Origin of the sequence: Falsiroseomonas oryziterrae (assembly GCF_021864505.1) — a bacterium.
GTDB classification, from domain to species: domain Bacteria; phylum Pseudomonadota; class Alphaproteobacteria; order Acetobacterales; family Acetobacteraceae; genus Falsiroseomonas; species Falsiroseomonas oryziterrae.
On the sequence record NZ_JAKJIB010000139.1, the window covers coordinates 1 to 9,474 of the forward strand.

10 protein-coding genes are annotated in these 9,474 nt (G+C 72.2%); 3 read left to right on the top strand and 7 right to left on the bottom strand.

What is annotated here, in order from left to right; all coding sequences use genetic code 11:
• A partial coding sequence (locus L2I40_RS12545) for an acetolactate synthase large subunit (RefSeq protein WP_237215300.1) occupies positions 1-1,014 on the top strand: 1,014 nt, incomplete at its 5' end.
• Entirely contained in the window at positions 1,014-1,784 is a 771-nt protein-coding gene (locus L2I40_RS12550) for a short-chain dehydrogenase/reductase (protein ID WP_237215301.1), read from the top strand. The genes L2I40_RS12545 and L2I40_RS12550, both read left to right, overlap by 1 nt.
• Before the next feature lie 6 nt (positions 1,785-1,790).
• Here L2I40_RS12550 and L2I40_RS12555 read toward each other — a convergent pair whose 3' ends face one another.
• The 7 genes from L2I40_RS12555 to L2I40_RS12585 form a co-directional block, all read right to left on the bottom strand.
• Positions 1,791-2,771, bottom strand: a complete 981-nt coding sequence (locus L2I40_RS12555; protein WP_237215302.1) for an MBL fold metallo-hydrolase — start codon at positions 2,769-2,771, stop codon at positions 1,791-1,793.
• Between the two features lie 13 nt (positions 2,772-2,784).
• Complete coding sequence (murA, locus tag L2I40_RS12560; RefSeq protein WP_237215303.1) at positions 2,785-4,041, bottom strand: UDP-N-acetylglucosamine 1-carboxyvinyltransferase; 1,257 nt, start codon at positions 4,039-4,041, stop codon at positions 2,785-2,787.
• A 2-nt stretch (positions 4,042-4,043) separates the two neighbouring features.
• Positions 4,044-4,598 carry a dCTP deaminase gene (gene dcd / locus L2I40_RS12565; protein ID WP_237215304.1) on the bottom strand — a complete coding sequence of 185 codons (555 nt, stop codon included), beginning with the start codon at positions 4,596-4,598 and terminating at the stop codon, positions 4,044-4,046.
• Between the two features lie 68 nt (positions 4,599-4,666).
• A complete protein-coding gene (locus L2I40_RS12570) occupies positions 4,667-4,849 on the bottom strand; it encodes a hypothetical protein (protein ID WP_237215305.1) in 183 nt (60 codons plus the stop codon).
• Positions 4,850-4,873: 24 nt separating this feature from the next.
• Positions 4,874-5,836 (bottom strand): Bug family tripartite tricarboxylate transporter substrate binding protein, encoded by a 963-nt coding sequence (locus L2I40_RS12575; RefSeq protein WP_237215306.1) that lies wholly within the window; start codon positions 5,834-5,836, stop codon positions 4,874-4,876.
• A gap of 73 nt (positions 5,837-5,909) precedes the next feature.
• Positions 5,910-6,743 carry an alpha/beta fold hydrolase gene (locus tag L2I40_RS12580; protein WP_237215307.1) on the bottom strand — a complete coding sequence of 278 codons (834 nt, stop codon included), beginning with the start codon at positions 6,741-6,743 and terminating at the stop codon, positions 5,910-5,912.
• Between the two features lie 252 nt (positions 6,744-6,995).
• Positions 6,996-8,162: an acyl-CoA dehydrogenase family protein gene (locus L2I40_RS12585; protein ID WP_237215308.1), complete on the bottom strand. Its 1,167-nt coding sequence runs from the start codon at positions 8,160-8,162 to the stop codon at positions 6,996-6,998.
• Between the two features lie 66 nt (positions 8,163-8,228).
• Between L2I40_RS12585 and L2I40_RS12590 the strand changes: the two genes are divergently transcribed.
• Positions 8,229-9,329 carry a DSD1 family PLP-dependent enzyme gene (locus tag L2I40_RS12590; protein WP_237215309.1) on the top strand — a complete coding sequence of 367 codons (1,101 nt, stop codon included), beginning with the start codon at positions 8,229-8,231 and terminating at the stop codon, positions 9,327-9,329.
• Positions 9,330-9,474 lie beyond the last annotated feature (145 nt).

Here is a 9,474-nt window from a genome sequence, read left to right on the forward strand (position 1 = left end):
CCCGCGATGCCCCAGGCCGACCCGATGGCGGTGCGCAGCGCGGCGCGGGCGCTGCGCGAGCGGTCCAACGTGCTGATCCTGCTCGGCGGCCTGGCGCTGCGGCAAGAGGCGCAGGCGCTGGCCTGGCGCGTGGCGCAGGCGACCGGCGCCACGGTGATGGCCGAGATGTCCAACGGCCGGGTCGAGCGCGGCCGCGGTCGCCTGCCGCTGGAGCGCGTGCCCTATCCGGTGGACATGGCGGTGGAGGCGCTGAAGCCCTTCACCACCATCATCCTGGTCAACAGCAAGGCCCCGGTCGGCTTCTTCGCCTATCCCGGCAAGCCGAGCCGGCATCACCGCGAGGACGCCGACATCCTGCTGCTGACCCGCTACGAGGCGGACCCGGTGCAGGCGCTGTCGGCGCTGGCAGAGGAACTCGGCGCGCCGGCTGCCGCGATACCCGACCCGGGCCCGCGCCCCGAGGCGGCGCGCGGCGCCCCCACGCCGGAAGGCCTGGCGCGTACCCTGGCCGCGACCATGCCGGACGGCGCGATCGTGGCCGATGAGAGCGTCTCCTTCGGCCGCGGCTTCTTCAAGGAAACGCACGCCGCGCCGGCGCATGACTGGCTGCAGATCACCGGCGGCGCGATCGGCTGCGGCATTCCGCTCGCGACCGGGGCGGCGGTGGCGGGCGCGGGGCGGCGCGTGGTGAACCTGCAGGCCGACGGGTCGGGGATGTACACGCTGCAGGGTCTCTGGACCCAGGCGCGCGAGAAGCTGCCGGTGACGACCATCGTGCTGAGCAACCGCAAATACGCGATCCTGCTCGGCGAGTATCGCGGGGTCGGCGCCAATCCGGGGCGGACGGCGATGGACATGATGGATCTCGGCAACCCGGACCTGGATTGGGTGAAGCTCGCGAACGGCATGGGCGTGGAGGCGGCGAAGACCGCGACGCTCGAGGGCTGCGCGGACCTGATGCGGCAGTCCTTCGCGAAGGACGGGCCGTTCGTGATCGAATTGGAGATCGGCTGATGGACCTCGGACTGAGCGGCAAGCGCGTGCTCGTCACCGGCGGCTCGAAGGGGATCGGGCTGGCCTGCGCAGAGAGCTTCGCGGAAGCCGGCTGCGACATCGTGCTCGCCTCGCGCGATGCGGCGACGCTCGCCGCCGCGGCGGACGGGCTGCGGGCGAGGGCGCAGGTCAACGTCCAGACCTTCGCCGCCGACCTCTCCACGGATGAGGGGCGGGAGCGGCTGCACGAAGCGCATCCCGATCCGGACATCCTGGTGAACAACGCCGGCGCCATCCCGGGCGGGAAGCTCGCCGACATCCCGATGGCGCGCTGGCGCGCCGCCTGGGACCTCAAGCTGCTCGGCTACGTCCACATGTGCCAACTCTACCTGCCGGGGATGGAGGCGCGAAAGTCGGGCGTGATCTGCAACATCATCGGCATGGCCGGACGTACGCCGCGGGCCGGCTACATTGCCGGCTGCACCGCGAATGCCGCGCTGATCGCCTTCACCTCGGCGCTCGGCGGCGCGGCCGTGGCGCAGGGCGTGCGCGTGTTCGGGATCAACCCGGCCGCGACGCGCACCGACCGGATGATGACGCTGGCGCGCACCAATGCGCAGCAGCAGTTCGGCGATCCGGGACGATGGGCGGAGACGCTGACGGGCCTGCCCTTCGGTCGCGCCATCGAGCCGCGCGAGATCGCCGACCTCGCCGCCTTCCTGGCCTCGCCGCGCGGCGGCTACGTCAACGGCACGGTCGTGGACGTGGACGGCGGCGCGATGTTCCGCTGAAGGGGCTCACGCCGCCAGCGTGAACAGCTTGCCGACGGCGGCGGGCACGACCCGCTCGCCGAAGGCGCGCTCCAGCGCGTTCACCGCGCGCCAGCCGGTGCAATGCGCGGGGATCAGCAGCGGCAGGTCGAACTGCGCGAGGTCGGCGACCGTCTCCGGGATGATCGCCTCGTTCTCGCCCGAGAGGTGGAAGCCCCCCATCGCTGCGAAGAGCGGGATGGCGGGGAAGCTCTCCCGCGCCGCATGCAGCACGTTGACGATGCCGGCATGCGAGCAGGCGCTGAACACCACGAGGCCCCGGCCGCGTACATGCACGGCGCAGAAGCGCTCGTCCGTCAGCAGCTCGTCCTTCTCCCATGGCGCGCCCTCGGCGTCGCGCGCCACCTGGCCAGGCAGGCCGCGCTCATAGGGCGTGCGGCGCGGGATCTCGCCGCTGATCCAGAGCAGCCCGTCGAACAGCTCCTGCGGCTGGTCGGTGACCACGGGCGCCGCGCCCATCGCGGCCCATTCCGGGGGCGCGGGCACGCGGTCCATCGGGAAGACGCCGCCGTCGGGCTGGCGGCCGCCACGCTCGCGGAACATGCCCGGATGCAGGTAAAGCGGCACGGCGCGGTTGCCGTTCGCCGCCGTGATGAAATCGAGCGCCTTCGGAATGTCCCCCGCGTGGTCCCAGTGCCCGTGGCTGAGCATCGCCGCCTCGATCTCGCCGAAGGGCACGCCGAGCTTCGGGCCGTTGCGTTCGATCGCGTAGGGATCGGGCCCGCCGTCGAAGAGGAAGCGGTGCCGCGCCGCGCCGGCCTGCAGGGTCAACATCAGCGAGAGCCCGTGATTGGCGCAGCAGAGCGCACCGCCGCTCGATCGCGTCAGCCCGAAGCGGCGGAGCATGTTCCACTCGCGCGTCACGAAGGGCGGCACGCGGGAGAGGCTGTCGGTGACGTTGTCGACCAGCACCTGGATCTCCAGGCGATCCACCGGCTGCAGCGCCATCGCGAAGCCTCCTTCAGATGCGCTCGATATCGGCCCCCACCGCGGCGAGCTTCCGCTCCACCGCCTCGTAGCCGCGGTCGAGATGGTACACGCGGTTCACGATGGTCTCGCCCTGCGCGGCGAGCCCCGCCAGTACCAGGGAGACGCTCGCGCGCAGATCGGTCGCCATCACCGGCGCGCCCGACAGCGTCGGCACGCCGCGAACGATCGCGCTCTGGCCGTGATACTTGATGCGCGCCCCCATGCGCATGAGCTCGGGCACGTGCATGAAGCGGTTCTCGAAGATCGTCTCGGTGATCATCGACGCGCCGTCGGCGACGCACATCAGCGCCATGAACTGCGCCTGCATGTCGGTGGCGAAGCCCGGGAAGGGCTCCGTCATCACGTCGGTGCCGTGCAGGCCATTCAGGCGCGAGACCTGCAGTCCGTTCACGCGCTCCGCCACGTCCACGCCGGCATCGCGCAGCACGCGCGCCACCGCGCCGAGATCCGTCAGCCGCGCGCCTTCCAGCATCACCGTCCCGCCGGTGATCGCGGCGGCGCAGGCATAGGTGCCGGCCTCGATGCGGTCGGGGATGATCGGATGCGTCGCCGCGCCGAGCGCCTTCACGCCCTCGACCGTCAGCTTCGCGGTGCCGATGCCCTCGATCCGCGCGCCCATGCGCATCAGGCACATCGCCAGGTCGCCGATCTCCGGCTCCTGCGCAGCGTTCACCAGCTCGGTCACGCCATCGGCCAGGCAGGCCGCCATCAGCAGGTTCTCGGTCGCGCCGACGCTGACCTGGGGGAAGATGATCCTGGCCCCCTTCAGCCCGCCGGGTGGCGCCTTCGCCTCGATGTAGCCGCTGTCGAGCGTGATGGTGGCACCCATCTGCTCGAGGCCCTTGAGGTGCAGGTCCACCGGCCGCGTGCCAATCGCGCAGCCGCCGGGCAGGCTGACCTTGGCGTGGCCGAAGCGCGCGACGAGGGGCCCCAGCACCAGCACGCTCGCGCGCATCTTGCGGACGATGTCGTAGGGCGCTTCCAGGTTCGTCGCGGCGCCGGACAGGATCAGGCGGCGGCCTGCGCGGTCATGCTCCACCACCAGCCCGTGCTGCGTCAGCAGCGCGCGCATGGTCGCGATGTCGGCGAGATCCGGCGCGTTCTCCAGCACCAGCGGGCCATCGGAGAGCAGGGCGGCGGTCATCAGCGGCAGCGTCGCGTTCTTCGCGCCGCTGATCGGGATGGACCCATGCAGCGGGCGACCGCCGCGGATGCGGATGCGGTCCATCGTCAGAGCTTCGGCAGCGCGACGCCGCGCTGGCCCATGTACTTGCCCTTGCGGTCGGCATAGCTGACCTCGGGCGGCGCGTCGCCCTTGAGGAACAGGAACTGGCAGATGCCCTCCTTCGCGTAGATGCGGGCGGGCAGCGGCGTGGTGTTGCTGATCTCGATCGTCACCTGGCCCTCCCATTCGGGCTCCAGCGGCGTGACGTTCACGATCAGCCCGCAGCGCGCATAGGTGGACTTGCCGAGGCAGATCACCAGCACGTCGCGCGGGATGCGGAAATACTCGACCGTGTGGCAGAGCAGGAAGGAGTTGGGCGGGATGATGCAGGTCTCGCCGCGCCGGGTGACGAAGCCCTGGTCGGAGAAGCCCTTCGGATCCACCACCGCGTTGTCCACGTTGGTGAAGATCTTGAACTCGTCGGCCAGCCGCGCGTCGTAGCCGTAGGAGGAGAGGCCGAAGGAGATCACGCCCTCGCGCCGCTGGCTCTCGACGAAGGGCTCGATCATGCCGTGCTCGGTCGCCATGCGGCGGATCCAGGTGTCGGGCATGATGGGCATCGGAGGGACCTCGGCGCGTTCACGGCCCGGTTAGCGCAGGCGGGGCGCAGGGACAACCAAGGCGCGGGTCAATCCTCGCGCGGCGTCTCCCCGGCCTTTTCCCTCGTCTTTCCCGGCGCCTCCCGCGCCCGGGCCTGCGCCTTGCGCTTCCGCAGGTTCTCGCGCAGCGCGGCCGCCAGCCGGGCCTCACGCTCGGCCTTCGCGGCCTCGGCCGCGCTGGTCGTGGCGGGACGTTTCGGATCCGTCGTCATCCGTTCCTCGGCCCGCGCCCTGCGTTACTCGGCCCTGATCCCGGCCGCCTGCACCACCGCGGCCCAGCGCCGTATCTCGGCAGCGACGAAGGCTGTGTATTCGGCCGCGCTCATCCGCCGCGGCGTGGCGCCGGTCTCGACCAGGCGTGGCGCGATCTCGGGGCTCGCGAGCGCGGCCAGCACCTCGGCGTTCAGCCGTGCCACGATCGGCTCCGGCAGGCCGGCGGGGCCGGAGATGCCGAACCACGTGGAGGCGACGAGGTCCGGATAGCCGAGTTCGGCGAAGGTCGGCACCTCGCGCCAGCCCTCGACCCGCTGCGGGGCGGTGACGGCCAGCAGCCGGAAGCGCTCGTTGCGCCCCGCCTCGACGAGCGTCGTGATCATCGCGTCCACCGCGCCGGCGCTGACGTCGTTCATCATCGGCCCGCTGCCACGATAGGGCACGTGGATGGTGTCGATCCCGGCGGCGCGCTTCAGGATCTCCTGCTTGGCGTGGCTCGAGGTGCCGTTGCCGGGCGAGGCGAGGGTGATCTGCCCCGGGCGCGCACGGGCGGCTGCGATGAAGTCGGCGAGGCTCCGGATCGGGCTGTTCGCGTTCACGACGAGGACGGACGGCACCTCGGCGATCAGCGCGATGTGGCTGAAGTCGCGCAGGCTGTCATAGGGCATGGTGCGATAGACGCTCGGGCCCACGCCGTGGCTCGCGATGTTCGACACCACGAAGGCGTAGCCGTCGGGCGGGGACTTCGCGACGAGGTCGGAGCCGACCGTGCCGCCGGCGCCGGCGCGGTTCTCGATCACGAAGGGCTGGCCGAGCACGGTGCCGAGGCGCTGGCTGACGAGGCGCGCGATGACGTCGGTCGTGCCGCCGGGCGGGAAGGGCACCACGATGCGGACGGGCCGCGCCGGCCAGCTTCCCTGGGCGCGGAGCGGGCGCGGCGCGGCGAGCGCGGCGGCGGGCATGACGAGCAGGGCGCGGCGAAGCATCGGTGTCGTTCCGTCCGGACGTTCCGCCGCCTATACCATGCGCGCGCCGGCGGGACGAAGCGCGCGGCCGGGCTCAGCCGGCGGCGGCGAGCGCCCGGGCGAGGGCGGCGTCGAAGGCCTCCGGCGCCTCGTACATGGTCCAGTGGCCGGCATCCGGGATCACCTCCGCGCGCGCATCGGGCCTCGCCTCGCGCACCGCGGCGATGCGGGCGGGGATATGGCCCACGGCCAGCTGGTCGCGCCCGCCCCAGAGCGCCGTCAGCGGCATGGCGGTGCGCGCTAGCGCGTCCTTGAGCAGATGCGCATTGGCGAAGGCGCGGCTGCGGAAGCGCGCATGCACCGTGTTCCATTCCTGGATCGCGAGCGCGAGGTCGTCGATGCGCGCGGCCTCGGCGATCATCAGCGAGTTCAGGTTGAAGCGGTGGGCAGCGATGCGCTCCGCGCCCTGCTTGTCGCGGATCTTCTCGAGCGGGACGGGGTTGCGCGCGAGGCCGAGCGAGCCGGCGCCGAGCAGGGTGAGCGATCGGATCGCGCCGGGCCGCTCGGCCGCGAGATGGCCCGCGATGTTGGCGCCGAAGGAGAAGCCGACGAGGTCGGCGCGCGTCCCGCCGAGCATGGTGAGCAGCCCGGCGCCGGTGATGTGGGCAAGGTGGCCTGGCTCGTGGGGCTCGTCGGGCAGCGCGCTTTCGCCAAGGCCCGGCAGGTCGGGGACGATGACGCAGCGCGTCGCGGCGAGGCCCGGGATCTGCTTCACCCAGTGCCGCCAGGACCCGTTGCCGCCATGCAGCAGCACGATCGGCGCACCGGCCGAGGCGTTCCACACGCGCCAGACCATCATGCCGTCGCCGCAAGGCGTTTCCATCCGGCGCGAGGCCGCTTCCAACTCGTGCAACACGCTGAGCGTCATTCGTGCCTGTCCTGCGGTCGAACCCCCACCCCGACCCTCCCCAGTGAACGGGGGAGGGAGCAGGACGCGCGGCCCGGATCTTCCGCCCCTTGGTGCCCCGTCGCGGCTTTGCCGCGACCGGATGAGCCGCGCAAGGCAGGACGGGCACCAAACCGGCCCCCCCGCGGCGTTGCGGAGAGGCGCGACGCGGAGCAACGTCGTGGGGTGGTTTCGGGGCCCCCGCGGCAACGCGAAGCGTTGTCGTGGGGAATGTCAGTAGCTCTTGGGAAGGCCCAGCACGCGCTCGGCGATGTGGCAGAGGATCAGCTGCGGGCTGACCGGCGCGATGCGCGGGATGAAGCTCTCGCGCAGCAGCCGCTCCAGGTGGAACTCCTGCGCATAGCCATAGCCGCCGAGCGTCATCACCGCGGTCTGCGCTGCCTCGAACCCCGCCTCGCCGGCCAGCCACTTGGCGGCATTGGCCTCCGCGCCGCAGGGCAGGCCCTGGTCGTAGCGCCAGGCGGCCTGCAGCGTCATCAGCCGCGCCGCCTCGAGCCGCATCCAGCAGGCGGCGAGCGGATGCTGCACGCCCTGGTTCTGGCCGATCGGCCGGCCGAAGACGACGCGCTCCTTCGCATAGCTTGCGGCGCGGGCGATGGCGGCATGGCCGATGCCGACCGCCTCGGCGGCGACCAGGATCCGCTCCGGGTTCAGCCCGTGCAGGATGTAGTCGAAGCCCTTGCCCTCCTCGCCGATGCGGTCCTCGACCGGCACCTCCAGCCCGTCGATGAAGAGCTGGTTCGAATCCACCGCGTGCCGCCCCATCTTCGGGATCTCGCGCACCTCGACGCGGCTGCGGTCGAGGGCGGTGTAGAAGAGCGAGAGACCCTCGGAGCGCTTCGCCACCTGCTCGATTGGCGTGGTGCGGGCCAGCAGCAGCACGCGGTCGGCGACCTGGGCGGTGCTGATCCAGACCTTCTGGCCGTTGACGACGTAGCGGTCGCCGCGCCGCTCGGCGAATGTCTTGAGGCGCGTGGTGTCGAGGCCGGTGTTCGGCTCGGTCACCGCGAAGCAGGCCTTCTCGCGCCCGGCGATCAGGGGCGGCAGCATGCGCGCCTTCTGCTCGGCGGTCCCGAATACGACGACCGGCATCGGGCCGAAGATGTTCATGTGCACGGCAGAGGCGCCGGTCATCCCGGCGCCGGATTGGGCGATCGCCTGCATCATCACCGCCGCGTCGGCCACGCCGAGCCCGGCGCCGCCGACCTCCTCCGGCATGCAGATGCCAAGCCAGCCCTCGGCCGCCATCGCCGCGTGGAACTCGTGGGGGAAGCGGTGCGCCCGGTCGGCCTCCAGCCAATAGGCGTCGCCGAAGCGGGCGCAGAGGCGTTCCATCGCCTCGCGGATCGAACGCTGCGTGTCGGTCTCGGTGAAGTCCATGGCTGGCTGTTTCCTCGGGCGCCAGCGTGCCAGTCTCCGGCGCGAAGGCAACCGAGGGACCGCATCATGCTGCAGCCGCCGCCCGCCGAGCCGGGGATGCGCGAGGAGGAGGTGGACACGCCCGCGCTGCTGATCGACCTCGACGCCTTCGAGCACAACCTGGACACGATGGCGGCGCTGCTGGAGCCGACCGGCACGAAGCTCCGGGCCCATGCCAAGACCCACAAGTCGCCGGTGGTGGCGCTGGCGCAGATGCGGCGCGGCGCCATCGGGCAATGCGTGCAGAAGGTGGCGGAGGCCGAGGCGCTCGCCTGGGGCGGCGTGCCCGACATCCTGGTGAGCAACGAGGTGATCGCGCCGCGCAAGCTGGCTCGGCTTGCGGCGCTCTCGAAGATCGCCAAGGTCGCCGTCTGCGCCGATGACGAGCGCGGCATCGCGGCGGTCGAGGCGGCGGCCGAGGCGGCCGGGATCCGCATGACCGTGCTGGTGGAGATCGATGTCGGCTCCGGCCGCTGCGGCGTGGAGCCCGGCCCTCAGGCGGTGGCCCTGGCGGAGCGGATCGCCGCCAGCCCGCACCTGATCTTCGGCGGGCTGCAGGCCTATCACGGCAGCGCGCAGCACAAGCGCACGCCTGAGGAACGCCGGGCGGCGATTGCGGCGGCCGCGGACGGCACGCGGCGGACGGTGGAGCAGTGCCGGCAGCGCGGCCTCGCCTGCGCGATCGTCGGCGGCGCCGGCACCGGCACCTTCGCGCTGGAGGCGGCGAGCGGCGTCTGGACCGAGATCCAGGCTGGCTCCTACGCCTTCATGGACGCCGACTACGCCCGCAACGCGGAGCCGCCGCCCTTCCGCCAGGCGCTCTTCGTGCTGTCGCAGGTGATGAGCGCGCCGCGGGCCGGCGTGGCGGTGGTGGATGCCGGCCACAAGGCGATGCCGACCGACAGCGGCTTCCCGCTGGTGCATGGGTATCCGGGTGCGACCTACGCCCGCGCGGCCGACGAGCACGGGACCCTGGTGGGGGAGGGGCTGCCCGGGTTCGGCGAGAAGGTCCGGCTGGTCCCGGGGCACTGCGACCCGACCGTGGACCGCTACGACTGGTATGTCGGCGTGCGGCGGGGGCGGGTCGAGTGCCTCTGGCCGGTCGCGGCGCGCGGCGCGATGGCCTGATCGGGCCTCGGCGGGGCCGCCGGCGCTGCCAGGAAGGCGGCCGCCCTGCCGACCCTATCGCAGTTCGGCCGTCCGGATCGTGCCGAGCGGGCGCGGCGGCGGAAGCGTCGGCGCGGCGGCGGGCGCACGCTGCTGCGTCGCGGGC

Excerpts from the sequence above, each read along its gene's own strand:
- L2I40_RS12575 (WP_237215306.1), bottom strand. The coding sequence starts at position 5,836 with ATGCTTCGCCGCGCCCTGCTCGTCATGCCCGCCGCCGCGCTCGCCGCG.
- L2I40_RS12585 (WP_237215308.1), bottom strand. The coding sequence starts at position 8,162 with ATGGACTTCACCGAGACCGACACGCAGCGTTCGATCCGCGAGGCGATG.
- murA (WP_237215303.1), bottom strand. The coding sequence starts at position 4,041 with ATGGACCGCATCCGCATCCGCGGCGGTCGCCCGCTGCATGGGTCCATC.
- L2I40_RS12570 (WP_237215305.1), bottom strand. The coding sequence starts at position 4,849 with ATGACGACGGATCCGAAACGTCCCGCCACGACCAGCGCGGCCGAGGCC.
- L2I40_RS12580 (WP_237215307.1), bottom strand. The coding sequence starts at position 6,743 with ATGACGCTCAGCGTGTTGCACGAGTTGGAAGCGGCCTCGCGCCGGATG.
- dcd (WP_237215304.1), bottom strand. The coding sequence starts at position 4,598 with ATGCCCATCATGCCCGACACCTGGATCCGCCGCATGGCGACCGAGCAC.
- L2I40_RS12590 (WP_237215309.1), top strand. The coding sequence starts at position 8,229 with ATGCTGCAGCCGCCGCCCGCCGAGCCGGGGATGCGCGAGGAGGAGGTG.
- L2I40_RS12550 (WP_237215301.1), top strand. The coding sequence starts at position 1,014 with ATGGACCTCGGACTGAGCGGCAAGCGCGTGCTCGTCACCGGCGGCTCG.
- L2I40_RS12555 (WP_237215302.1), bottom strand. The coding sequence starts at position 2,771 with ATGGCGCTGCAGCCGGTGGATCGCCTGGAGATCCAGGTGCTGGTCGAC.